The organism is Xanthomonas sp. SHU 308 (assembly GCF_000364645.1).
GTDB classification, from domain to species: domain Bacteria; phylum Pseudomonadota; class Gammaproteobacteria; order Xanthomonadales; family Xanthomonadaceae; genus Xanthomonas_A; species Xanthomonas_A sontii.
In genome coordinates this window covers 1-370 of the sequence record NZ_AQOK01000654.1, presented here as the reverse complement: position 1 = coordinate 370, position 370 = coordinate 1, and the positions used below count along the sequence as shown (strand labels likewise).

Genomic DNA, 370 nt, shown 5'->3' with positions numbered 1-370 from the left:
CGGCTTCTCGGCCGGCGGCCACGTCGCCGCCAGCCTCGGCACCCGCTACGACGACGTGGTGTATCCGGCGCGCGATGCGATCGACCGGGTCAGCGCGCGGCCGGATTTCCTGTTGCTGCTGTACCCGGTCATCGACATGGGCAGCGGCACCGCGGCGCACACCGGCTCACGGCTGCGGCTGCTGGGCCGCCATCCGGACGCGGCGACCATGGCCGCCTACTCGCTGCAGAACCGGGTGCATGCCGGCATGCCGCCGACCTTCCTGGTGCACGCGCAGGACGATCCGGTGGTGCCGGAGGAGAACAGCCTGCTGTTCTACCAGGCGCTGCGCCAGGCCGGGGTGCCGGCCGAGCTGCACCTGTTCGCCCAT

1 protein-coding gene is annotated in these 370 nt (G+C 72.2%); it reads left to right on the top strand.

Annotated elements, in window-relative coordinates; translation table 11 throughout:
- A partial coding sequence (locus D588_RS0118140) for an alpha/beta hydrolase (RefSeq protein ID WP_017916983.1) occupies positions 1-370 on the top strand: 370 nt, incomplete at both ends.